Source organism: Pseudomonas macauensis (assembly GCF_047902425.1).
GTDB lineage: Bacteria > Pseudomonadota > Gammaproteobacteria > Pseudomonadales > Pseudomonadaceae > Pseudomonas.
Window position 1 is genome coordinate 2,348,517 of the sequence record NZ_CP138377.1, and the last position, 24,240, is coordinate 2,372,756.

Below are 24,240 nucleotides of genomic sequence, written 5' to 3' on the forward strand. Positions count from 1 at the left end.
TGCGCGGGAGCGCATAGGGGGCGTGTTGCCTTGAGTCGGGCTTACTTGACAGGGGCGAAGCCATAGCGGGAAGGGTGATCGGCAAGGATCCAGTTCGGATAGGCGGTCTGGTATGCCTGCTCGATGTAGTTCGCAACCTGCTGAGGGGCGTCGTGCGAACGCAGTTCGATGGGAGCGAAGCTCCGGTGGCCGAATCGCCCCTGCTTGAAGGTGAGGTGAAAGCACAGCAGTACCGCATCGACGTGACCGCCGATGCTGAATACCCCGCGGTGAATGCGTGCGGGGCGGCCCAGCATCGAGACTTCGACGGTTTCCATGGGGAAGCGCTGCATCATGTGGGGCGGCACATCGCTGAACAGCACGGCAGCGCCGGCCTGTTTCAGCGCGCGAAGCAGGCGTAACCCGAGGGCAGACCGGTTGTTCTCATCGAGGGTATGCAGTATGCGCAGGCCGGGAATCAGGACGTCTTCCTGGTGGCCGTAGCCTTCCCGAGGGCTACCGGATACGACGGCAAGCTCCGTCAGGTTCAGTGCCGCGCGCAGCGCATCGACGACATAAATGTTGGCGTACTCGGACACATAGTGGAACGGCGAAACAATGACCGGCCGGCCCGGACTGTCCCGATGAATTCTGGCGATGACTGAGGCCAGTTCCTGCGCTGTCGATTCCAGTTCCGGCCAGTGATTGCCAATTCCGTAGAGCCTGCCCAGATGCATACGTCGGTCGATCAGGTGCTCGATCTCTTCGCTGGCCATGGTGCGCCAGGCATCGCCAGGGTCGAGTGAGACTCTATCGCTTCCCCACTCGTAGCGCAGTCGGCCATTCCAGCGGGTGGTTGCGCTGAACAGGCTTTTGAGTCCCCAGGAAAGCAAGCCCGCGCGTTCGATCCACGAAGCGGGGAGTCTCAGGAGGAGGCGGTCGCGCCAGCGCAGACCGGCCAAGTCAGTTTTCGCTGGCATCGGAACTCAGCCAGGCATCGAGGAGCTGAATATCCCCCAGGCTCAGCGACGCAACTTCGGCCTTGAGTGCGAGGAAGGCCGACAAGGCTTCAAATTGGGCCTTTACCTGTTCGCCACGGCTGGTGAACAGCAATTCCTGGGCGCGCAGTACATCCAGATTGGAGCGGCTGCCGGCCCGGTATCCCATGCGGGTCGCTTGCAGGGACGATTCGTTGAGACGAACGATTTCCCGTAGCGTATTGCTTCGCTCCTGCGCCCAATCAAGGCGCTGGAACCACTCGCGGGTGTCCGCGGCTGACTTTCGAGTCGCCGCCAACAGTGTGTTCCGGGCCTTTTCTTCGCTGGCCAGGCTCTGACGGATGCGGGCCCGATTGGCGCCACCGGTGAATAGTGGGGCGGATATGGTCAGCATGGCGCTGTTGGTGGTGGTCGGATCGGAATATCCGGCGGCCGCGCCGGACGGGGAGTGGCTGGCGCTAAGACTGACGACCGGATAGCGCTGGGCTCTTGCCTTCTCGGCGTCTTCGCCGGCGTTGCGTACTGCGAGCTGGCCCAGCTGTACCGGGTAGCTGCGCGTCTCGGCTTGGTGGACCCACTGTTGCAGGCTTCTGGACTTCAGCCAGGGGCGGGTGCGCTCCGTGTAGGCGGGGGCGGGTGGCGGGACATCGCGTCCGGTCAAAGCTTCCAGGGCTCGGCGACGGGAGTCCAGCGTGCGCATGGCTTCCTGTTGGCGCAACTGCGCTTCGCTCAGGCGCGATAGCGCTTCCTGTACATCGATGACTGTCGCTTCACCGCCGGCGCGCAGGTGTTCGGTCAACGTATGCTGTTCGGTGACGGCACGCAGGTAATCGTTGGCCCGAGACAGTTCCTGCGACGCCGCCAGCAGATCCAGGTATTCATTCGCGGAGCGCAGCACCAGCGCCTGCCAGGCGCTGGCATATTCGAGTTCTGCCTTGGCGCTGGCGATGCTCGCCTGCCGCAGCCCCACCCAGAGTTGCCAGTCGAAGACCGGTTGGGTCAGCGTCACCATCCAGCCGTTCTGCCAGTACTTGGCTGTCGGCTGGTTTTCGGTCTTGATCTGGTTGTAGGTTCGCCCCCAGCCGCCGTCGAGCCTTGGCAGGAGGGCCGCCCTCGCCAGGGGGACTTCCTCGCGGCCGATCGCGACCTCGGAGTTGGCTGCGGAAAGCTCGGCATCATGGGCCAGTGCATCGTTGACGACAGACAACAGCTCTCCGGACCAGGCCGTCTGGACGATGAGGGCAAGGCTCATTCCGAGAAGTGCCAGGGATTTCCCGAAGCTCATGCGGATGAGCCTTCATGCTCGGTGCGTCGTATGAGCTTGCCGTCGATCAGCAGGTAGCTGCGCTCGAAGCGGGACGCCAGCGAAAGGTCGTGGGTGATGACGATGAGTGTGCGGTCCAGTTGCTGAAGCAGGCTGGCGATCCCGGCAACCGAGACCGGATCGAGGTTGGAGGTCGGCTCGTCCAGCAGCAGAAGCTCTGCATCCTGGTACAGCGCTCGCGCCAGCAGCAGTCGCTGGCGCTGGCCGGCGGAGATGTTCGCGATCGAGTCGCTGATGACGGTCTGGGTGCGCATGGGCAATTGCATGACGTCGTTCAGCAGGCCGACATCCTTGAGCAACTGGTTGATGCGATTGTGATCGGGGTTGGCGCTGAACAGGGAAATGTTGTCGGCGATGCTGCCGTTGAGGATCAGATCGCCCTGGCGCATCTGGGTCATGTGCTGCCGCACTTCGTCCACGGCCAGGTTGGTGAAGCTCACGCCATTCAGCCGTATCTCGCCGAGTTGCACCGGTTCGGCGGCGCACAGCAACTTGAACAGCGTCGATTTGCCCACGCCCGATGGGCCGACCACGACGATCTTGTCGCCACGGTTTATGTCCAGCGACACGCCTGACAGGACATTGCGGTCGGAAATGCCGTAGCTGAAGCTCAGGTCGCGCACCTGGATCGAGTCGAAGCGCCTGAGTTCGGTCGTCCTGCCGATCTGCTCGGGCTGCGTATAGCGCTCCGGCTCATGCTCCACGATGTCGGCGACACGTTGCACCGGCACGCTCAGCATGAAGCGACCGAACAACGCATTGATGGACTGGGCGAGACGTTCGGAGGCCAGGGACTTGTAGATCATGAAGGAGTAGAAGACACCCACGGAGATCTTGCCATCGAGCATCAGGCCGGCCGCCAGCCAGGTAATGACGATGACATCGGCGTACTCCACCAGTTTCAGCACGGCATCGCGGCAGGCGGTCAACTTGGCGCTGTGCAACGCCGCTGCGGCGTGGGCGCGGAATTTCGCCATGAAAATCGCCGTGCGACGGGTTTCGCCACAGGCCAGTTTGATCAGCGAGGCACCCCGAATCGTCTCGATCAGCGTGTCGTCACATTGGGCCGAGCGCTCCAGTACCAGCATGTGCGCATCGCGCATCGGCACGTACAGGGCGAACGCGGTACCCAGGTACAGGGCAAAGATCGCAAGCGCGCTGCTGGCCAGCAGGACGCTTTGCATCAGCATCAGTGCAATTGCCAGGAGGGCCACGACGATATCGATGCGCAGGGTGATGCTGGTGCGCACCGTATAGTCGTTGATTTCCTCCTGGGATTTCAGGCGAGCGAACAGGTCGCCGACGTTGCGCTTCTCGAAGTAGGAAATGGCATTGCGCAGCAACTGTCCCACCAGGCCCTGGGTCACGTTGACGCTGACCAGGGTGTTGGCCAGGGCGGTCAGGTAGCTCTGAACGAAACGGCTGAAAGCGCTGATGGCAAAGATGCTCGCGAAGGTGATCGCGAGAATGTGCAGCAGGTTCCGGTTGTCGCTGGTCACCACGTGGTCAAGGACCAGGTTGCCGAAGTAGGGCATGGCCAGGATGGCGAACTGGCTGCCAATGGCGACGAACATCAGCTTGGCGATCTGGCCGCGCAACTGCGGATTCAGGGCGCGCACCCGGGCCAGGGCGCCGGGCACCTTCGATCGGTGGCGGATGCGTGGCAGTTCCGGAGTGGGTGAACATTCGAGCAGATAGCCGGAGACGTTTGCCAGAAACATCGCCAGGCCCATCCGGCGCCGTCCCGAGGCGGGGTCGATGACGACCACGTGGCCACGCCGGTACTTCTCGAAGACCACGAAGTGGGCTCCACCGAAGTGCAGGATGGAACCCGCCTTGATGTTGGCGAGATCACTGGCGTCGAACTGGAAGGCCTGGACGGCGAGCCCGAAGTCGGTGGCCACGTCGTACAGGTCCATCAGGGTCAGGCCATGGGAGGAGAGGGCGCGGTGTGCGGTGATTTCCCGTACCTCGGTGGCGCGTCCCAAATGCGTCAGCACCATGGCAAGGCAGGCATAGCCGCAGTCGGCTACTTCATTCTGATAGATGACCCGCACGATCAACCCCGGATCATCTGGAATAGCGGTTCCAGCACCCATTCGGCGATGGTTCTGCGCTCGATGACCACGCTGGCGGTGCCGCGCATGCCGGGAAGGATGCGCAGCGGCTCGCCTGCCGGTCCGAAGGTCGTGTCGGAAAGGCTGGCCCAGGCCATGTAGTTATTGATCTCGGTGGCTTTGCCGGCAGCGGCTGTCGGGCCCGCGGTGCTCTCGGTTCTGTTCATTGCTGTGTCGGAGATCGAGTCGATACGGGCCTGCACGGCGCCGAAGCGGGCATAGGGAAATGCGTCCAGCTTGAGGCGAACAGATTGTCCCGGTTTGATGAAGCCGCGTTGTCGCGAGGGAATGTCCAGCGCTGCTACCAGTGGGGTGCCGGCTTCGGTGTCGATGACCAGGGCGACGTCCTCGGCTTCCAGCGTTTGGCCGACGACGAGGCTCGAGAAGGTCACCAGACCCGCGTGCGGCGCGAAGATGGTGGAGTTCTGTCGAGCCGCCTCGTAACGCAGGTTGATGTCCTGCTGCTCGCGCGCAAGTTGTGCCGCCAGTTCGCGCTGCTGGACCTCCAGTTCCTTTTGAGTACCCCGCAGAGACTCGATTTCACTCAGCAGCGATTGGCGGCGCACCTCGCCCTGGGCGACTTCGGCCTCGCCCTGATTGGCTTGGAGGCGTGCCTGTTCGAGGCGGTCGGCGGTTATGTAGCTGGCCATGCCTTCCAGCCGCTGAAGGGTACGCAGGGCGTCGGCTGCGATACGCCGGGCCTGCACCTGCTGCTGGCCCAGTGCACTGAGTTCCAGTTCACGGGCGGCGCCGCTGCGCTCGCTGGCCTGCAGGCGCGCCATGAGGCCGGCGAGCCGCCCGTCATGCTGGGCCCTGGCGGAAGCGAGCTGTTCGTCGCGCAGCTGTTCGTCGAACTTGGGGCGGGGTATCCCGTCACTCGACAGACTGAAGTCACGAGCGAGCTGGAACAGGGGTTGCCCTTGCTGGACTCGTTCGCCGGAGAGAACCTGGACGGAGGTCACCAGGCCGGCAACGCCCTTGACCTTGACCTCCGAGGGAGAGATGACTTCGCAGGGCACATCGCGTTTCAGTTCTATTTCCTGAAAGAAGGCGAAGGTGATGCCCAATGCCACTGCAGTGGAAGTGAAATAGGCTATCCAGCGCCAAGGCACATCGGAGAAGCGCGGCAGCTTTTCTGCTTGGATACTCAATGTTTGACCTTGCTGAATAGGGCGGAGGATGCGGGGCCAAGAGAATGCCGCCGCTGCAGCTCGCTCATGGCCACTGAAATTGAAAGCGCTGCCCGATGGGGGCTGGGCAGCGCCATGTAGCCAGAGTTACCGGGATTGGCATCGGAGGCTGATCGAAATCAACCTCGTCAATGCGCTATTGCCCCCGGTTGAGCACCGGCTTACCGGACGACGTTTGTACCGCCGGTATTACCACCACTAGGCGGTACCGGAGCCGGGCACGGGGCAGGCTTCTTCTTGGCCTTGCAGCAGCCGCCTGCGAGTTCGGACTTGGTCAGCTCTTCGCGATCTACTTTCTTCATTCTCAGTTTCCTGAATTAGATGGTTTTAAGGTGAAACGTGAAGCGACGTATTGCGGTGTTGCTCGGGAGTACTCCATGGAAATATTAAGAGTTCTCATAATGACTAATCCGATGTCGTGTCAGTTGTCAGGTGATTATCAGATTTACTTGAGTGAAAGAGGGAGATTGGCGAGTTCAGGCTCGATGAGTTCTTCTGGGCGGCATGGAGAGAAATGCAGCAGGAACTTCGCTGGCGAATTAATTTGCCGGAAATGATCTTTTTTTAGAGGGGTGGTAGCAATGGCGAAGATATTTCTAATTCTGTGGGAAGGTTCTTATGACTAATCCAGCTCTCTATTTTTGTGGGATTTTTCTAGATTATTAGGATATGGCTGAATTTAAGTTTATGAATTTATCGTAGGAAGTTGTATGTAGATCGTATGCCTGTAAGTTTCTGGCTGTCGCTCATGCAATTGAGATTGCTTGCAGACTTTTCAGAATGGACTGATGCCAGCGAGTCCATCAGGACTGCTCGATGCTGGGCAGATAGCTGGTGCGAGGGGGCTGGGGCGAGGGTAGGTAGGCGATGAGGGGAGCTGCGGAGTTTGGCGGGAGAATGCGAGCGTGGCTCTCGTTCGCAGGAAGGGCCGATTCAGTTGTGCATCAACGCAGCAAGGGTTGCACGGCAGGATGTCTGGTATCCCGACACGTGCCCCTTGCATTGTGGAGTGTGCGTCTTAGTTGTCGTAACCCAGGTTCGGCGACAGCCAGCGCTCGCTGGTGCTGACTTCCTGGTTCTTGCGCGCGCTGTAGCGTTCGATCTGGTCCTTGTCGACCTTGCCCACGGCGAAGTACTGCGCCTGTGGGTGGGCGAAGTACCAGCCGCTGACGGCGGCGGCGGGGAACATGGCGAAGTGCTCGGTCAGGGTCACACCGGACAGGCCCTTCGGGTCGAGCAGCTTGAACAGCGTGCCTTTCTCGGTGTGGTCCGGGCAGGCCGGGTAGCCGGGCGCCGGGCGGATGCCGACGTACTGTTCCTTGATCAGCGCCTCGTTGCTGAGGTGCTCGTCCGGCTGGTAGCCCCAGTATTCCTTGCGCACGCGCTCGTGCAGCCACTCGGCGCAGGCTTCGGCGAGGCGGTCGGCGAGGGCCTTGACCATGATCGCGCTGTAGTCGTCGCCCTTGGCCTCGTAGGCCTTGGCCACTTCCTCGGCGCCGATGCCGGCGGTGGTGATGAAACCGCCGACATAGTCCTTCACGCCGCTTTCCTTCGGCGCAACGAAGTCGGCCAGGCTGAAGTTCGGCTTGCCGTCGGGCTTGATGGTCTGCTGGCGCAGGTGGTGCAGGGTGGCCAGCTTGTGGCCGTCGTCGCCGTAGACTTCCAGATCGTCATGGTGCACCTGGTTGGCCGGCCAGAAGCCCAGCACTGCGCGGGACTTGATCAGCTTCTCGTCGATCAGCTTCTTCAGCATGGCCTGGGCGTCGTTGAACAGGCTGGTGGCCGCTTCGCCCACGACTTCGTCGGTGAGGATGCGCGGGTACTTGCCGGCCAGGTCCCAGGAGATGAAGAAGGGCGTCCAGTCGATGTACTCGGCCAGCACGTTGAGGTCGATGTCATCCAGCACCTTCACGCCGGTGAAGCTCGGCACCGGCGGCTGGTAGCCGGCCCAGTCGAACTGCGGCTTGGCGGCGATGGCCTGTTCGTAACTCAGGCGCTCGGTACGCGCGCTGCGGTTGGCAGTGCGCTCGCGCACTTCCGCGTATTCCTCGCGCAGCTTGCGGGCATACTCGGGCTTCATTTCCTTGGACAGCAGGGTGGTCGCCACGCCCACCGCGCGGGAGGCGTCGGTGACATAGACCACCGCGTCGTTGCTGTACTGCGGGTCGATCTTCACCGCGGTGTGCGCCTTGGAGGTAGTGGCACCGCCGATCAGCAAAGGCAAGCTGAAGTTCTGCCGCTGCATTTCCTTGGCGACGTGGACCATCTCGTCCAGCGACGGGGTGATCAGGCCGGACAGGCCGATGATGTCGCACTTCTGCTCGCGGGCGGTCTGCAGGATCTTCTCGGCCGGGACCATCACGCCCAGGTCGACGATGTCGTAGCCGTTGCAGCCCAGCACCACGCCGACGATGTTCTTGCCGATGTCGTGCACGTCGCCCTTCACCGTGGCCATGAGGATCTTGCCCTTGGCCTCGGGCTTGTCGCCTTTCTCCGCTTCGATGAAGGGGATCAGGTGGGCTACGGCCTGCTTCATCACGCGGGCGGATTTCACCACCTGCGGGAGGAACATCTTGCCGGCGCCGAACAGGTCGCCGACCACGTTCATGCCGGACATCAGCGGGCCTTCGATGACCTCGATGGGGCGCGCGCACTTCTGCCGGCATTCCTCGGTGTCTTCGACGATGTAAGTGGTGATGCCTTTGACCAGCGCGTGCTCCAGACGCTTCTCGACGCTATGGCTGCGCCATTCCTCGTCTTCCACTTCCTTGGTAGCACCGCCGCCCTTGTAGTTGTCGGCGATGGCCAGCAGTGCCTCGGTAGCATCCGGGCTGCGGTTGAGCACCACGTCCTCGACCTTGTCGCGCAGCTCCTGCGGGATCTCGTCGTAGATATCCAGCTGGCCGGCGTTGACGATGCCCATGGTCAGGCCGTTCTGGATCGCGTAGTAGAGGAACACCGAGTGGATCGCCTCGCGCACCGGGTTGTTGCCGCGGAACGAGAAGGACACGTTGGACACACCGCCCGAGCTCAGCGCGTAGGGGAGGTTGTCGCGGATGTAGGCGCAGGCGTTGATGAAGTCGACCGCGTAGTTGTTGTGTTCCTCGATGCCGGTGGCGACCGCGAAGATGTTCGGGTCAAAGATGATGTCTTCCGGCGGGAAGCCCACTTCGTTGACCAGGATGTCGTAGGAGCGCTGGCAGATTTCTTCCTTGCGCGCCTGGGTGTCGGCCTGGCCGGCTTCGTCGAAGGCCATCACCACCACGGCGGCGCCGTAGCGCTTGCACAAGCGGGCGTGGTGCTTGAACTGCTCGACGCCTTCCTTCATGGAGATGGAGTTGACGATGCCCTTGCCCTGGATGCATTTCAGGCCCGCTTCGATCACTTCCCACTTGGAGGAGTCGATCATGATTGGCACGCGGGAGATGTCCGGCTCGGAGGCGATCAGGTTGAGGAAGGTGACCATGGCCGCCTTCGAATCCAGCATGCCTTCGTCCATGTTGATGTCGATCACCTGGGCGCCGGCTTCCACCTGCTGCTGCGCCACTTCCAGCGCTTCGGCGTAGTTCTCTTCACGGATCAGCCGGGCGAACTTGGCCGAACCGGTGATGTTGGTACGCTCGCCGACGTTCACGAACAGCGAACTGCGGTCGATGGTGAAGGGTTCCAGGCCGGACAGGCGGCAGGCGCGCGGAATCTCGGGGATCACGCGCGGCGCGTACTTGGCCACGGCCTTGGCGATGGCCTCGATGTGCGGCGGGGTGGTACCGCAGCAGCCGCCGATGATGTTGAGGAAGCCGGAGGCGGCGAATTCCTCGACCACTTCGGCCATTTGTGCCGGGGACTCGTCGTACTCGCCGAAGGCGTTGGGCAGGCCGGCGTTGGGGTGGGCGGAGACGTGGGTCCCGGCCTTGGTCGCCAGCTCTTCCAGGTAGGGGCGAAGCTCTTTCGCGCCCAGGGCGCAGTTCAGGCCGACGGAGATCGGGTTGGCGTGGCGCACCGAGTTCCAGAAGGCTTCGGTGGTCTGGCCGGACAGGGTGCGGCCGGAGGCGTCGGTGATGGTGCCGGAGATCATGATCGGCAGCTCGACGCCCAGTTCTTCATAGACGCCCTGCACGGCGAAGATCGCGGCCTTGGCGTTCAGGGTATCGAAGATGGTCTCGATCAGGATCAGGTCTGCGCCGCCCTCGATCAGGCCACGGGTGGCTTCGCTGTAGTTCTCCACCAGTTCGTCGAAGGTGACGTTGCGGAAACCAGGGTCGTTGACGTCCGGGGAGATGGAGCAGGTTCGACTGGTTGGGCCGAGTACGCCGGCAACGAAACGCGGCTTGGCCGGGTTCTCGGCGGTCTTGGCGTCGGCGACCTGGCGGGCCACGCGCGCGCCCTCGACGTTCATCTCGTAGGCCAGCTCCTCCATGCCGTAGTCGGCCTGGGAGACGCGGGTGGCGTTGAAGGTGTTGGTCTCGAGGATGTCCGCGCCGGCGTCCAGGTAGGCCTTCTCGATGGCCTGGATCACGTCCGGGCGGCTGAGCAGCAGCAGGTCGTTGTTGCCCTTCACGTCGCTCGGCCAGTCGGCGAAGCGGGTGCCACGGTAATCCTCTTCCTGCAGCTTGTAGCTCTGGATCATGGTGCCCATGCCGCCGTCGAGGATCAGGATGCGCTCCTTGAGGGCTTGCTGGAGGGCTTGCAGGCGAGCGGCGCGATCGGACATCGGAGGTACCTAGAAAGGAGGCGTGACAATGGGTCGCTGATGATAACAAAGCTGTAGAAAATTTGAGCTTGCGGAGATTTACATGAAAATTGCTCATGTTCTGCCTTCGGATAGGCAGCGCCGCGGCGGCGTTCCCGCTAGAATCCGCCCATTCCGAAGGTCTGGAGCCCTACATGTCCCGGCGAGCACGCTTCACGTTGTTCATCGCATCCCTGATGCTTTCAGCGTTTTCCCAGGCCGCGGGCCTGTCCTACACCAAGGACATCCAGCCGATCTTCACCGAGAAGTGCGTGGCCTGCCACGCCTGCTATGACTCGCCGTGCCAGCTCAACCTGAGCGCTGCCGAAGGCGCCCAGCGCGGCGCCAACAAGCTGCCGGTGTACGATGGCGCGCGGACGAAGGCGCAGGACACCACCCGCTTGTTCCTCGATGCCCACGGCGCGGATGCCTGGCGGCGCAAGGACTTCTGGTCCGTGCTCGATGGCCGTGGCGACCAGGCCGCATTGATGGCGCGGATGATCGACCTGGGCCATGCGCACCCGCTGGTGCCCAACGCGAAGATTCCCGACGGGCTGGACCTCTCGATCAACCGCACCAACCAGTGCCCGACCCCCGACAGCATCGACGACTTCGTGCGCAAGAACCCGCGCAGCGGCATGCCGTTCGCTGTCACCGGCCTGACCGACAAGCAGCTCTCGACCATCAAGACCTGGCTGGCCCAGGGCGCGCCGGTGGACGAACAGGCCTGGCAGCCGAGCCCCGCTGAGACGGGGCAGATCGCCGACTGGGAGCGCTTCCTGAACCAGCCGGGCGCGCGCCAGAGTCTGGTCTCGCGCTGGCTCTACGAGCACCTGTTCCTGGCCCACCTGTACTTCACCGAGAACGGCCAGGACGGACATTTCTTCCAGCTGGTGCGCTCGCGCACGCCCAGTGGCCAACCGATCGATCCGATCGCCACCCGTCGGCCGAACGACGATCCGGGTAACAACTTCTACTACCGGCTCTGGCCGATCCAGGGTGTGATCGTGCACAAGACGCACATCACCTACCCACTCAATCCAGCCAAGCTGGCGCGCACCCAGGAGCTGTTCTATGGCAGCGACTGGGACACCGACAGGGTGCCCGGCTATGGCCTGCAGCACCGCGCCAATCCGTTCGAGACCTTCGCCGCGATCCCGCCGCAGGCGCGCTACCAGTTCATGCTGGACAACGCCGAGTACTTCGTCCGGACCTTCATCCGTGGACCGGTGTGTCGTGGGCAGATCGCTACCGACGTGATCCGCGACAACTTCTGGGCACTGTTCCAGGATCCGCAGCACGATCTCTACGTCACCGATCCGGATTTCCGCGCCCAGGCCTCGCCGCTGCTGGCGCTGCCGGGACAGATCGATGAGATGGGCGCGATGCTGTCGCAATGGCGTGCCTATCGCGACAAGCGCAACGCCTACGAGGAGCTGCGCCAGGACGTCTATGACGATTCGCCGGCGCCGACCTGGGCCGATGTCTGGGCCGGCAACGACAACGCCGTGCTCAGCATTTTCCGCCAGTACGACAGCGCCTCGGTGCGCAAGGGCCTGATCGGCGGCATTCCGCAGACCATCTGGTGGCTGGACTACCCGTTGTTCGAACGCACCTACTACGGGCTGGTGGTCAACTTCGACGTCTACGGCAACGTCGCGCACCAGGCGCAGACACGGCTGTACTTCGACCTGATCCGCAACGGTGCCGAGCAGAACTTCCTGCGCCTGATGCCGACGGTCGCGCGCAAGCCGCTGCTGGACGACTGGTACCAGAACAGCGGCAAGTTCAAGATGTGGGCCGACTACTACAGCAACGACAGCGACGCGCCGACCGGGCTGTTCCTGCCGGATAAGGGCGCCAAGAACGCCTTTGCCCAGCAACTGCTCAAGCGTTACGTGGCACTCAACGCGCGTCCCGACCCCATCAATATGTGCGAGGACGGTGCCTGCTACCGCAACAATGTCGCCGCGCCGCTGCAGGACGCCGAGCAGGCCTTCAGCCGCCTGGTCAGCCGCCCGGCGGCGGGACTTGCGGCGATCAATGAGTTTCCTGAAGCGACCATACTGCGGGTGGAGTTGCCCGACGGCCAGCGCGAGATCTATACCGTGTTGCGCAACCGTGCCCACAGCAACGTTGCCTTCATTGCGGGCGAATCGTTGCGCTATCAGCCGGGCCTGGACACCCTGACCATCTATCCCGGCGTGCTCTCCAGCTACCCGAACTTCATGTTCAACCTGAAGGCCAGTGAGGCGGGCGACTTCGTCGGCGCGCTGGAGCAGGTGAAATCCGCTGCGGACTTCGAAAAGGTGGCCGACCGCTGGGGCATCCGCCGCAGCCATCCGCAGTTCTGGTTCTACTTCCACGACCTCGACGCCTACCTGCGCGAAACCGAGCCGGTGGAGGCGGGCATCCTGGACATGAACCGCTACGAGAACCTGTGACGCCATCCCTTGTAGGAGCGAGCTTGCTCGCGAACGGCCTCGCAGCGGAGTCTGGTTCGCGAGCAAGCTCGCTCCTACAGAAAAGCGCGATCTTCCAGTTGTGAATTATTCCTACTAAATCAGTAGGGCTTTCTACCTCACCCCCGAATGGCGTAAACTGGCGCCACGTTTGCGAGGAGTTGCCATGAGCGCTATTACCATCACCGAAGCCGCACAGGATTACCTGGCCGAACTGCTGTCCAAGCAGGACACCCCCGGCATCGGCATTCGCATCTTCATCACCCAGCCGGGAACCACCTACGCCGAAACCTGCATCGCCTACTGCAAGCCGGGCGAGCAGAAGCCGGAAGACACTCCGGTCGGCCTGAAGGACTTCACCGCCTACATCGACGCCATCAGCGAGCCCTTCCTGGAAGACGCCATCGTCGATTACGCCACCGATCGCATGGGCGGCCAGCTGACCATCAAGGCGCCCAACGCCAAGGTGCCGATGGTCAACGAGGACAGCCCGCTCACCGAACGCATCAACTACTACCTGCAGACCGAGATCAACCCGGGGCTGGCCAGCCACGGCGGTCAGGTGAGCCTGGTGGACGTGGTCGAGGACAACATCGCCGTGCTGCGTTTCGGCGGTGGTTGCCAGGGCTGCGGCGCGGTCGAGATGACGCTGAAGGACGGTGTCGAGAAGACCCTGATCGAGCGCATCCCGGAACTGAAGGGCGTGCGGGACGTCACCGACCACAGCAACCGCGAGAACGCCTACTACTGAGTTGGCGATCGAGCAGCGAAAAGGCGACCTTCGGGTCGCCTTTTTCGTTTGTGGATTGTCAGAGGGCAGAATCGTAGGGCGTATAACGCTCCGCGTTATACGCCGATCAGCCTTGGTCCCAGCGCCCTACGCGCCTGCACCGCGCTTCCCTGCGTCACCGTAGGAGCGGATCTTATCCGCGAAATCCACCCGGCCGTACCGTACTCACAGGTTGACCGCCAACTCCTTGCGCCCCGACCAGAGCATTACCAGCGCCACCAGCAGCACCGGCCACACCAGCAGGTTCACCGCGTTCCAGCCGATGCTGGTGATCAGCGCGCCGGAACTGAAGGACATCAGCGCCGCCAGGCTGCCGTTGCCCAGCTCCATCAGGCCCTGCGCGTGGCCGCGTTCCTGGGGGGAATGGCCGAAGGCGAGCAGGGTGGTGCCGGCGATCAGCATCAGGTTCCACCCCATGCCCAACAGCAGCGAGCTGACCAGGAACTGCGCCACCGACTGCCCGCTCAGGGCCACCGCCGCGCTCACCGCCAGCAGCGCCATACCCAGCCAGGCCACGCGGCGCCCGCCAAGCCGATCCACCAACGGGCCGGCGACGAAGGCGGGGAGGAACATGCCCAGCACGTGCCACTGGATCACGCTGACCGAGCGTTCCAGCGGCAATCCGCAGAAGCTCATGGCCAGTGGCGTGGCGTTCATGATCAGGATCATCAGCCCGTGGCCGGCGGCGGTACAGGCCATTGCCGCGCGGATCGCCGGTCGCGATAGCAGCTCGCGCATCACCTTCCAGCCTCCGGTGGACGGTGCGGGCGCCGCGCCTTCCGGCAAGCGGCTGAGCACGGCGATGGCCAGCAACGCCAGCCCGGCAATCGCCAGGTAGGAGCCCACGAAGGGCGCCGGCAGCGCATTGCGTGACCACAGCGCCAGACTCGGCGCGAGCAGCGCGGCCAGCACGCCGCCGCCGATCACATAGGCCGTGGCGCGGCCCTTGTGCGTCTCGTCCACCGCTTCCAGCGCGGCGAAGCGGTAATACATGGCCGACGCCTGATAAGCACCAATCGGCAGCGCGCCGAGGCAGAACAGCAGGAAGTCCGCCAGCCAGACGCCCAGCGCACAAAGCAGCCCACCGAGCACGCCGCAGGCAGCTCCCAGCAGGAGGCCGCGACGACGGCCATGGCGTTGCATGAACAGCGACAGCGGTTGCACCGCCAGCAAGTTGCCCAGCACCAGGATCGCCAGGGGCAGGGTGGCCAGGCTGTTGAGCGGCGTGAGCTGGGCGCCGACCAGCGAGGTGAGGGTGATGCCGATCAGCGAGCAGGACCAGTACAGCGCCTGGCTGGCGAACAGCAGGCGGATCGCCGGGATGCGCAGTAGCATGGCGCGCCCTCAGCCCTGGCAGCCAGCGGGCTTGAGCACCCGATGGGTGGACGCCGGATTGGCCGCTAGTTTCTCCACCGGGCGGCGAGGGCGCGGCACCAGTTCGCCGCCGCAGTTCGGGCAGCGGCCGTGTAGCACCTGCTCGGCGCAGTCGGTGCAGAAGGTGCATTCGAAGCTGCAGATGCGTGCATCGGCGCTGTCGCCGGGCAGATCGCGGTCACAGCATTCGCAGCTGGGTCGAAGTTCGAGCATGGCAAAGTCCTTTGCAGGGGTTGGAGTCAGTGCAGTTGGCCGAAGCGCTCGGCGTATTCCTGGGGGCTGATCGCCAGGTGCTTGTGGAAGGTGCGGCGGAGGTTCTCCGGATGGCCGAAACCACAGAGTCGCGACACCGTACTGATCGACGCCTGGGCGTCCTGCAGCAGCGCGCGCGCCGCTTCCAGGCGTACCCGTTCGACGTAACGGCCGGGGCCGATGCCCAGTTCGTTGATGAACACCCGCGACAGCGTGCGCGGGCTCATGCAGGCCTGTTCGGCCAGGGCTTCCAGTGACAGGTCGGCTCCGAGGTTGGCCGGAATCCACTCCAGCAGCGCCGCCAGGCGTGGCGTGCGGCTCGGCTCCGGGGTCAGCCAGTGGCTGAACTGCGCCTGCCCGCCGGGACGCTTGAGGAACATCACCAGCCGCCGCGCCACCGCCAGCGCCAGGGCACGGCCAAGGTCGGCTTCCACCAGCGCCAGGGCGAGGTCGATGCCGGCGGTAACACCGGCGGAGGTGAAGACGTGATCGTCACCGTCGCGCCGCTGCGGATCGTAGGTGTGCAGGCGGTTGCCCTGGACCAGGACTTCGGGGAAGCCTGCACACAGCGTATCGACGTCGGCCCAGTGGGTGGTGGCTGGACGCCCGTCGAGCACACCGGCGGCGGCGAGGATCAGCGCGCCCGAGCACACCGAACCGAGCCGGCGCACCCGAGGTTCGGCAGCAGCCAGCCAATGCAGCAGGTCGGTGTTCCGGCACTGGGCCTCCACGCCAAGTCCACCGGGCACCAGCAGGGTATCCAGCGTTGCCGGATCGACATCACGCCACGCGGCATCGGCGCAGATGCGCAAGCCCGCCGAGGTCGCCACCGGCCCGGGCTGTTCGCCGAGCACCTGCACCGCATAGGCCGGCGCGAGACCCTGGCGTTGGCGTTCGACATTGGCGGAGGCGAACACTTGCAGCGGCCCGGTGACGTCCAGGCTCATGACCTCGGGGTAGATCAGGCAGGCGATCTGGCGCGTCGATTCCATGCTGGGCCTCGTTCAGGTAATGGAACGAGTGTGGCGGTGGCTGACCTTGGCTGCAATGCCAGTCATCGCACAAATCTTGCCATTTTGCCTGTGTTGCCGCAGGCCTGAGGGAAGCCCTGCCGTCAGGCGTGCCTCGCCGCCGTGCGCCGCAGCGAGGCCGCCGCGGTGGCCACGAACAGCCCGGCCGCCAGCGCCAGAGCCACCGGGACGCCCTGCGGACCGAGGTCCATCAGGCTGCCGCTGAGCAGCGGGCCGAGCAGGCTGCCGACGCCCCAGAGCATGCCGGCGGAGGCGTTGGCGGTGACCAGGTCGCGGCCACGGAAACGCTGGCCGATCAGCACCAGGGCCAGGGTGTAGACACCGCCGGCCACTGCGCCCAGCAGCATCAGCGCCGGCCACAGCAACGAAGGCTGGGTTATCAGCCAGGGCAGGGCGAGGCCGATCAGCGTGGCGGCCACTCCGCAGGCCAGGTGCAGGGTGGGACGATCCAGGCGGTCGGAGAGCCAGCCCAGCGGCAACTGGCAGATCATGTCGCCGAGCAGGATCACCGTGGCCATGAAGGCGGCGATGCCCACCGCGTAGCCGTGGCTGGAGGCGTAGACCGGGAAGAGCGACAGCACCACGCTGTCGAAGAAGGAGAAGAACAGCACGCCCATGCACAGCGCCGGTGCCACCCGCAGGAAGCCGGCGAGGGAAAAGCTGCGCGGTTCCTCGACGTGCTCGTGGATGCCTTCCTCGGGCATCGCCAACGCCACGGTGGCGAGCGCGACCAGGTGCCCGGCGCTGACCAGCAGCACCACCCAGGGCGTCTGCGCGCCGAGCACCGCCACCAGGGTCGGGCCGAGCAGCTGGAAGGCGGTGAAGCTGGTGGCGTACAGCGCGACTATGGTGCCGCGATTGTTCTCGCCGCACAGCTCGTTGACCCAGGCTTCGCCAAGGATGATCGCGATGCCCATGCCGACGCCCAGGGCCAGGCGTGCGGCGCCCAGCAGCCACAGCGAGTGGCCGCTGAACTCGATGGCCGCAGTGCTCGCGGTGCAGAGCACGAAGCACAGCAGGTACAGGCGGCGCCGGCTCATCAGTTGGCAGAGGCGGTCGACCAGGGTGGCGGCGAGGATCATGCCGGCCGCCGGCACGGCCGAAAGGATGCCGATCTGCAGCGCGCTGGCGCCCTCGTCCAGCAGGCGCAGCGCCACCAGCGGCAGGGTGGCGCCCAGGCTCAGGCCGACGATGGAGACGGCGAACAGCAGCACCGCCAGCAGCGGCTTGTTCAGGGATGGATTGTTCAGGGATGGATTGTTCATGGAAACCTTCTCCGGCCCCGGCGTTCCAGCGGCGGGGCCAACACATGCGAACGAGCCCGCCGGCCGGTGCCGGTGAGCGGAATCGGAATGCGGAAAAGCCTGCGCGAAAGCGCGCGGCGTCCGGCTCAGAAGCCGGCGGGAGGGGAGAAGGTGAAGGCGAACAGCACACTGCGGCGACGGCGCAGCACCGTATCAACTTTGCGTACGCGCGGGGGCTCTCGCAGCAGGGCGAAGAATGGGTCGGCGCAACGGTGAATCGGGGACATGGTACGGGTACAGCGGAGATCGTAGGAAAGCGCGCACTCTAGTGAGTGCGCGCCGGGGCGTCAATCTCGGCGGATTGGGTGGTCATGTAACCGTAGGGCGTGCAACCGTTCGCGGTTGTACGCCGATGCACCATGATCGTCAGTGGGCGCATTGGTCGAGTTCGAAGCGCTCGGTGAAAGGCTTCCAGCGTGAAGTCCGTGTGGCCGGAAACCAAGGTTAAACGGCGTATGACGTCGAACGTCATACGCCCTACGTTCCCGGTCAGGCTCTGTGTAGGAGCAACTGTCTTGTCCCGGCTGAATCTGTGCCAGGGCTTCCCCCTCACCCCAGCCCTCTCCCTCAGGGAGAGGGAGCCAGATCGTGCCGGCTGACAGAGTAGTTTCATCCTGCACCGGACGGTCCCCTCTCACCCTGGGAGAGGGTTAGGGTGAGGGCCAACCCGAGCGCAGATGCATCTCATAGGAGCGGACCTTGTCCGCGCAATCCCTCCGCGGGCAGCGAATCCGCATTCGAAAGCGCCTCACGCTTTCGGCCGGGATTAGCCGATAAGTCAGGCGGGTTCGCGAGCAAGCCCGCTCCTACAGGCATACTCCGGCGCGCTCTTCGTAGGAGCGAGCTTGCTCGCGAACCACCGGGAAAACCGACACGATCAGCCGCCGTAGGCCGGTGCTCCTGACGAAACCTCCTGCGGCCGGCTTAGTACATCCCGCCCCGGCAGGAAGCGCCCGAAACCACGCTCCTTGCCCAGCGCTTCGGGGAATCCTCTCTCGCGCCGATAGGCCACACGCCCATTGATCAGCGTAGCGTCCACCGCAGCGTCATTGCGCTTCACCAGCCGCGTCAGGCCAAGGCCTTCCATGGGCGCCTCGCTGACCTCGTCCAGCTCATCGGTCAGGCCGGCGGGATTGACCACCACCAGGTCGGCGCGGTCGCCCACGCGGATGTAACCCGCATCGATCCCGGCGAAATCCGCCAGTTCCCCGGTCAGCCGGTGCACCGCGCGGCCGGTCTCCATGAAGCCTTCGCCGGCCAGCTCGGCGTCGCGCACGTACTTGAGGAAGCGCAGCGGGAAGTTGTACTGCGCGTGGGAGGCCAGGTGCGCGCCGGAATCGGCGAAGCCCGGCTGGGTCCAGGGGCTGGCCAGCAGCTTGCGCATGATCTGCGGGCGGTGGTTGCCGTAGCAGGTGGTCCATTTCAGCGCGTTGCGGTACTGGCCGGCCAGCTCGAAGAAGGCGTCCACCGCATCCATGCCGTGCTCGCGACCGATGTCCTCGAAGTTGCGCCCGACCAGCGACGCGTCCGGGCATTCGCGCACCCAGCAGTCGGACAGGTTGCGGTGCCAAAGGCCGAGGCTGAGGGTGGCCTTGATGTCCTTCTTGAAGCGCTCGCGGAAGGCCGGGTCCTGGATGCGCGTGTAGAGCTCGTCCGGATCCTTGATGTCGCGCAGCACTTCACCCGCGCCGAACTCCTCGAAGCCGTTCATGTTCAGCCCCTCGATGCGCACCACGAAGGGCGCGGGCAGGGTCTGCCAGCGATACCGGCCGCGCAGCACGCGGTTGGCGACCCAGCCGGAGGCGCGGGTGATGCGGTGCATGAAAGGCTGGGATTTCAGGTCCAGCGCCGTGAGCATCGAGCACTTGAGCGGGCGGCGGAACCAGCCGTGGGCCTGGTAGAGGAAGGCGAACACGTTGATCTTGGTGACCGCATTGGGCGCGCCCTGCATCAGCGCGTTGCGCCGGCGCAGCACGGCGAACAGCCGGGAGAATTCCTTCCAGCTGGCGAAGGTGGAGGGTAGCGGGCTGGACCAGGCGCGGTCGCCGTCCATCTTGTCCAGCCGTGTCGTCATCACCGACAGGCCGAAGCAGCCGGCATCCAGCGCCTGTTCCAGCAATTCCTCCATACGCTGCAGTTCGGCTTCGGTCGGCTTGGCGCCGCTGATGGCACGCTCCAGGCCCATTACCGCCACGCGCAGTTCGGAGTGGCCGAGGAACGAACACAGGTTTGGCCCCAACGGCTGCTGCTCGTAGAAGGCGCGGTAGCCCTTGGCGTCCTTCCAGGTGCGCTTGTCGCGCAGGATCGGCAGCACCTGCTCGCGTGGCACCGCTTCGACACGGGTGAACAGGTCGGAGCAGTCTTCCGCCTCGCCCAGCACCATGCTGATGGAGCAGGAGCCCACCGACACGGTGGTCACGCCATGCCGTACCGACTCCTTCAGCGCCGGCGCGGCGATCACCTCGGCGTCATAGTGCGAGTGGATTTCCAGGAAGCCGGGGGTGACCCACTTGCCGGCGGCGTCGATCACTTCCGGGCAGCCGCTTTCGTCCAGCGGGCTGAGGCTCAGGGTGTCGATGCGGCCGTCCTTGATGCCGACGTGGCGCAGGCTGCCGGGGGCATCGCTGCCGTCGAAGTACAGGCCGTTCTTGATGATGATGTCGTAGCTCACAGGAAACTCCAGGGCGACAGCAGCAGGACGCCGCTGACCAGCAGCAGGCAGTGGATGGCGAGACGGAAGTGGCGTTCCTCGAAGCGGTGGTGCAGGCGCTCACCCAGCCATACGCCGAGCAGCAGCAAGGGCGCGTAGGCGAGCACCTGGGGCAGCGCCGGGCGCAGGCGGCCGTCGAGGAGGAAGGCGATGGTCAGCAGCCCGTTCAGGGTGAACCAGACGCAGACCAGGGTGGCGCGCAGGCGGGTCTTGTCCAGCGGGCGGGTGGCCAGGGCGTAGACCAGCAGCGGCCCGCCCGAGGCGAACAGGCCATGGCAGACGCCCGCCGCGCCGGTGGCCAGGCGCACCACCCAGTTCGGCGTACGGCCGCGCTCCGGTGCGCTGGCACGCAGACGCCACAGTTCACGGCCGGCGAACCAGAGGATCAGCACGCCCAGGCCGCGCTTGAGCGGCTGCGGGTCCAGGTGCGGCAGCAGCAGGTAGCCGACCAGCATGCCCACCAGCATGCCCGGCAGCACGGTGCGTAGCAGCAGGCCCATGTCGATCAGCCGCCGATGTCGCCAGCACAGGTAGCCGGTCATGCCGATGTTCAGCGGCACCAGGATCGGCAGCAGCGTCTCGATGGGCATCAGCAGCGCGCCGAGGGAGAGGGCGATTACCACGCTGCCGAAGCCGGTGATGGCTTCCAGGGTGTAGGCCAGCAGGATGAAACCGCCCAGGGCGATGGCGGGCGCGTTCACCGGTTGCCCTCGCTGGCGGCGATGAGGGCCGCATCCCGCGGCTCGCGGCGTGCCCACCACTGCGCCAGCACGAGGCCGGAAAACAACTGCCAGCAGCCCCAGAACGCCGCAATCAGCAGCATGCCGCCGGCCTGCGGGAAGAAGGTGAGAATCAGCGCCATGCCCAGCGCCGAGTTGTGGATACCGCTTTCCAGGGTTACGGCGCGCACGTCGGCGTCCGGCAGCTTCCACAGGCGTGCGCAGGTGTAGCCGAGCAGCAGGGCCATGCCGTTGAGCAGCAGCACCAGCCAGAAGAACAGGTGGAAGTAGCCGATGAACTGCGGGAAGTTCTTGGCGAAGGCCATGCCGACGAAGCCGAGCATCACCAGCAACGACAGCTGCCGCAGGGGTTTCTCCAGCCTGCGCGCCAGTTGTGGCTTCTGCCGGCCCAGGACCATGCCGGCGAGCATCGGCAGGATCAGCACCAGCAGCACCATGCCGACCAGCTCCACCGGGTCGAGGTGGATTTGCGTGAGGCGCTCGCGGGTGGCCGGGTTGAGGCCGGCATAGAGGGCAAAGTTCAGCGGCGTGAAGATCCCGGCGCTGAGGCCGGATACCGCGGTGACGCTGGCCGACACCGCGACGTTGCCGCGGGCCATCCAGGTCATGATGTTGGAGAAGGTGCCGCTGGGGCAGGTGGCGACGAGGATCATGCCCAGTGCCAGTTCCGGATCGATAGGCAGAACGATGGTCAGCAGGCAGGTGGCGGCGGGCAGCAGCAGGAACTGCACCAGCATGCCGATCACCGGAGCCTTGGGTTGGCGCAGGATGCGAGTGAAGTCGTCGCGGCGCAGTTCCAGCGATACGCCGAACATCATCAGGGCGATGATGGCGTTCAGCGCGATCATCGAACCGCCGGAGAACTCGAGGTGGACGTCAGGCATCGCCGGCCTCCTGTCGAGCAGGGGCGGACGAAGCAGTGGCCGGCGCTCGGGGCGCGGCTTCTTTGTTGGCGTGCATGCAAGGCGACTCTTGTTTGTATTTATCGTTGTAATTGGCAAGCATAGGGAACCATTGCCCTTGGGTAATGGCTCTTTCGAGACTTCGCGCGGTTAATTCGGGACCATGCCCCACAACCCTTCGATCACTGTCCATTATGCCCAGGGCATCCTCCAGGCCGCACAGCGCCTGGGCCTGCCGGTGCCCACCGAACTGCCCGTGGAGGCGCGTATCCCGCTGGCCGTGCAGGACCGGATCTGGGAGGGCCTGTGCGCGGCCTCCGACGACCCCTTGGTGGGGCTGCGCCTGGGCAGTGCCCTGCAGGTCGGCCACCTGGACATGGTCGGCGCGCTGCTGATGAGTTGCGAGCATTTCGGCGAAGCGCTGGAGGCCTTGCTGGAGTACTACCCGATCATCGCCGAGGGCAGCGAATTCCAGCTTGAGCGCGATGGCGCTGGGGTGCTTCTGCTCTATCGGCCCAGCTACGAGGTGCGGCGGGAGGAGCGGGTGGAAGCAGCACTGGCCAGCCTGGTGCACCTGACCCGCTGGATCACTGGCGAGCGGGTGACCCCGGCGCGCCTGACGCTGGGGCACCGGGCGCGGGCGGAGCGTTCCCGTTACGATCAGGCGCTGGGTTGCCCCGTTGAATTTGCCGCAGCGGAGAACGCCCTGGGCTTTACCCTGGCGGACCTCGACGTGCCGCTGATCCAGGCCAACGCCCTGATGCGTGAGCACCTGCGCGCGCTGGCCGACGCACAACTCCAGCGCCTGGGCGCGCAGAGCCTGGCGGCCCAGGTGCAGCACCTGCTGCGCCAGCAGCCGCGCTGGGGCAAGGAACGGGTCGCCGAACAACTGGCGCTCAGTGGCCGTCATCTCAACCGCAAACTGGCCGACGAAGGCACCAGCTTCAAGCTGCTGCGCGAGCAGGTGTTGCACGGCATGGCCGAGCAGTTGCTGCGTGAGTCGCCGCGCCTGGCCGAAGTCGCAGAAAAGCTCGGCTTCTCCGATGAGAGCGCATTCGCCAAGGCCTTCCGCCGCTGGAGCGGGATGACGCCGGGGCAGTTCCGCCAGGGCCAGACTGGCCTATAGAAAGCAGACTCCGGTGATCAGGACGCCCCCGGCAGCTCCGCGCCCTTTGGCCAGAGCAGCCACAGCTGGCCTTCCTGCTTCATGTGCCCGGCCAGGTCGCCGGCGGCATCGCCGGTGCCCCAGAACAGGTCCGCGCGTACCTCGCCGACGATCGCGCCGCCGGTATCCTGCGCCGCCACCGGGCGCACTACCGGCGCGCCGTCGGGGCGGGTGGTGGAGAGCCACATCAGGCTGCCCAGGGGGATTACCTTGCGGTCGATGGCCACGCTGTAACCGGGGGTCAGCGGTACGTTCAGCGAGCCGCGCGGACCTTCGTTGCTGTCCGGGCGCTGGCTGAAGAACACGTAGCTGGGATTGCTCGCCAGCAGTTCGTCGACTCGCTGCGGGTGGGCGCGGGCCCAGTCGCGGATGCGCGGCATGCTCACTTCGTCCTTGCTCAGCTCACCCTGTTCCACCAGCCAGCGGCCCACCGGCTTGTAGGGGCGGCCGTTCTGCTCGGCGTAGCCCAGGCGCAACTGGCGCCCGGAGTCCAGCTGTACGCGGCCCGAGCCCTGGATCTGCAGGAACTGCAGGTCCATCGGGTCGCCCAGCCAGGCCAGCACCGGCGCGTCGACGCCTTCGCGACGGATGCCAGCGGCATCCGCGTAGGGCTTCAAGGTATTGCCGTCGAGCTTGCCGCGCAGGCGCTTGCCCTTGAGTTCGGGGTAGACGCTGTCCAGCGCCACCACCACCAGGTCGGACGGCACGCCGTATACCGGTACGCCGTGCTGCGCACTGCGTTCCAGGCTGCCGCGGTAGACCGGTTCGTAGTAGCCGGTGATCAGGCCGGTCTCGCTGCCACTGCCTGCACGCAGCTGGTAGGGCTGCAGGTGGTCCTGCATGAACTGGCGGATCGCGGCTGGCGAGGCGGGCACACCCAGCGCCTGGGTGCAGGTGGCAGCCCAGATTTCATCCTTCTTCAGGCGCACCGCGCAGGCCGAGCGCCAGGCGTTGAAGCCCTCCACGACGTCGTTGTCAGCGGTTTTCGGCAGGTCCGACCAGTCGGCCTTGGAATAGGTCGGCGCCTTGGCTTCTTCGGGCTTTTTGCCGAACAGGCCGCAGCCCGAAAGCAGGGTGGCGATGCAGAGGGAGGCGAGGAGAGGGCGGGTCCAGTGGCGGGGCGAAACGGTCACAGGCGAATCCTGGCAGGCAAACGAAAGCCCGCTAGCTTGG

Annotated in this window: 16 protein-coding genes; 3 read left to right on the plus strand and 13 right to left on the minus strand. The window is 64.9% G+C overall.

The genetic code is table 11. The features are described from left to right. Positions 1-41: 41 nt before the first annotated feature. The 5 genes from SD196_RS11145 to metH form a co-directional block, all read right to left on the minus strand. Positions 42-941 carry a hypothetical protein gene (locus tag SD196_RS11145; protein WP_275607576.1) on the minus strand — a complete coding sequence of 300 codons (900 nt, stop codon included), beginning with the start codon at positions 939-941 and terminating at the stop codon, positions 42-44. A 1-nt stretch (position 942) separates the two neighbouring features. After that, positions 943-2,262 carry a TolC family outer membrane protein gene (locus SD196_RS11150; protein WP_275607575.1) on the minus strand — a complete coding sequence of 440 codons (1,320 nt, stop codon included), beginning with the start codon at positions 2,260-2,262 and terminating at the stop codon, positions 943-945. Continuing rightward, positions 2,259-4,358 carry a peptidase domain-containing ABC transporter gene (locus SD196_RS11155; RefSeq protein WP_275607574.1) on the minus strand — a complete coding sequence of 700 codons (2,100 nt, stop codon included), beginning with the start codon at positions 4,356-4,358 and terminating at the stop codon, positions 2,259-2,261. Before SD196_RS11155 ends, SD196_RS11150 begins: the two co-directional genes overlap by 4 nt. A 2-nt stretch (positions 4,359-4,360) precedes the next feature. Continuing rightward, positions 4,361-5,569: an HlyD family secretion protein gene (locus tag SD196_RS11160; protein ID WP_416311450.1), complete on the minus strand. Its 1,209-nt coding sequence runs from the start codon at positions 5,567-5,569 to the stop codon at positions 4,361-4,363. 1,057 nt (positions 5,570-6,626) lie between these two features. Further along, complete coding sequence (gene metH / locus SD196_RS11165; protein WP_416311451.1) at positions 6,627-10,319, minus strand: methionine synthase; 3,693 nt, start codon at positions 10,317-10,319, stop codon at positions 6,627-6,629. A gap of 173 nt (positions 10,320-10,492) precedes the next feature. On the opposite strand from metH, the gene SD196_RS11170 reads away from it, so the two are divergent. Both SD196_RS11170 and nfuA read left to right on the plus strand, forming a co-directional pair. Continuing rightward, positions 10,493-12,781 (plus strand): fatty acid cis/trans isomerase, encoded by a 2,289-nt coding sequence (locus SD196_RS11170; RefSeq protein WP_416311452.1) that lies wholly within the window; start codon positions 10,493-10,495, stop codon positions 12,779-12,781. A 184-nt stretch (positions 12,782-12,965) separates the two neighbouring features. After that, positions 12,966-13,550, plus strand: coding sequence for a Fe-S biogenesis protein NfuA (gene nfuA / locus SD196_RS11175; protein ID WP_207885623.1), 585 nt, complete (start codon positions 12,966-12,968; stop codon positions 13,548-13,550). 204 nt (positions 13,551-13,754) lie between these two features. On the opposite strand, the gene SD196_RS11180 is transcribed toward nfuA, so the two are convergent. From SD196_RS11180 to SD196_RS11210, 7 genes are all read right to left on the minus strand, one after another. Then, on the minus strand, positions 13,755-14,924 hold the full coding sequence (locus SD196_RS11180; RefSeq protein ID WP_416311453.1) for an MFS transporter: 1,170 nt from the start codon (positions 14,922-14,924) through the stop codon (positions 13,755-13,757). 9 nt (positions 14,925-14,933) lie between these two features. Beyond that, positions 14,934-15,176, minus strand: coding sequence for a DUF1272 domain-containing protein (locus tag SD196_RS11185; RefSeq protein WP_416311454.1), 243 nt, complete (start codon positions 15,174-15,176; stop codon positions 14,934-14,936). A 26-nt stretch (positions 15,177-15,202) separates the two neighbouring features. Beyond that, positions 15,203-16,207: a GlxA family transcriptional regulator gene (locus SD196_RS11190; protein WP_416311455.1), complete on the minus strand. Its 1,005-nt coding sequence runs from the start codon at positions 16,205-16,207 to the stop codon at positions 15,203-15,205. Between the two features lie 122 nt (positions 16,208-16,329). Beyond that, positions 16,330-17,481: an MFS transporter gene (locus SD196_RS11195; RefSeq protein WP_416311733.1), complete on the minus strand. Its 1,152-nt coding sequence runs from the start codon at positions 17,479-17,481 to the stop codon at positions 16,330-16,332. A gap of 946 nt (positions 17,482-18,427) precedes the next feature. Beyond that, positions 18,428-20,221 carry an N-acyl-D-amino-acid deacylase family protein gene (locus tag SD196_RS11200; protein WP_416311456.1) on the minus strand — a complete coding sequence of 598 codons (1,794 nt, stop codon included), beginning with the start codon at positions 20,219-20,221 and terminating at the stop codon, positions 18,428-18,430. After that, complete coding sequence (locus SD196_RS11205; protein ID WP_275607566.1) at positions 20,218-20,961, minus strand: sulfite exporter TauE/SafE family protein; 744 nt, start codon at positions 20,959-20,961, stop codon at positions 20,218-20,220. Before SD196_RS11205 ends, SD196_RS11200 begins: the two co-directional genes overlap by 4 nt. Then, positions 20,958-21,884, minus strand: a complete 927-nt coding sequence (locus SD196_RS11210; RefSeq protein ID WP_416311457.1) for a bile acid:sodium symporter family protein — start codon at positions 21,882-21,884, stop codon at positions 20,958-20,960. The genes SD196_RS11205 and SD196_RS11210 overlap by 4 nt, the downstream gene beginning before the upstream one ends. Before the next feature lie 181 nt (positions 21,885-22,065). Between SD196_RS11210 and SD196_RS11215 the strand changes: the two genes are divergently transcribed. Then, on the plus strand, positions 22,066-23,028 hold the full coding sequence (locus tag SD196_RS11215; RefSeq protein ID WP_275607564.1) for an AraC family transcriptional regulator: 963 nt from the start codon (positions 22,066-22,068) through the stop codon (positions 23,026-23,028). Between the two features lie 17 nt (positions 23,029-23,045). Here the strand turns inward: SD196_RS11215 and SD196_RS11220 are convergent, their stop codons facing one another. Next, positions 23,046-24,200: a murein transglycosylase A gene (locus tag SD196_RS11220; protein WP_370601342.1), complete on the minus strand. Its 1,155-nt coding sequence runs from the start codon at positions 24,198-24,200 to the stop codon at positions 23,046-23,048. Positions 24,201-24,240 lie beyond the last annotated feature (40 nt).

What these genes read in the sequence shown, in the direction of transcription:
- SD196_RS11180 (WP_416311453.1), bottom strand. Translation starts at nt 14,924, where the DNA reads ATGCTACTGCGCATCCCGGCGATCCGCCTGCTGTTCGCCAGCCAGGCG.
- metH (WP_416311451.1), bottom strand. Translation starts at nt 10,319, where the DNA reads ATGTCCGATCGCGCCGCTCGCCTGCAAGCCCTCCAGCAAGCCCTCAAG.
- SD196_RS11190 (WP_416311455.1), bottom strand. Translation starts at nt 16,207, where the DNA reads ATGGAATCGACGCGCCAGATCGCCTGCCTGATCTACCCCGAGGTCATG.
- SD196_RS11215 (WP_275607564.1), top strand. Translation starts at nt 22,066, where the DNA reads ATGCCCCACAACCCTTCGATCACTGTCCATTATGCCCAGGGCATCCTC.
- SD196_RS11150 (WP_275607575.1), bottom strand. Translation starts at nt 2,262, where the DNA reads ATGAGCTTCGGGAAATCCCTGGCACTTCTCGGAATGAGCCTTGCCCTC.
- SD196_RS11210 (WP_416311457.1), bottom strand. Translation starts at nt 21,884, where the DNA reads ATGCCTGACGTCCACCTCGAGTTCTCCGGCGGTTCGATGATCGCGCTG.
- SD196_RS11185 (WP_416311454.1), bottom strand. Translation starts at nt 15,176, where the DNA reads ATGCTCGAACTTCGACCCAGCTGCGAATGCTGTGACCGCGATCTGCCC.
- SD196_RS11170 (WP_416311452.1), top strand. Translation starts at nt 10,493, where the DNA reads ATGTCCCGGCGAGCACGCTTCACGTTGTTCATCGCATCCCTGATGCTT.
- nfuA (WP_207885623.1), top strand. Translation starts at nt 12,966, where the DNA reads ATGAGCGCTATTACCATCACCGAAGCCGCACAGGATTACCTGGCCGAA.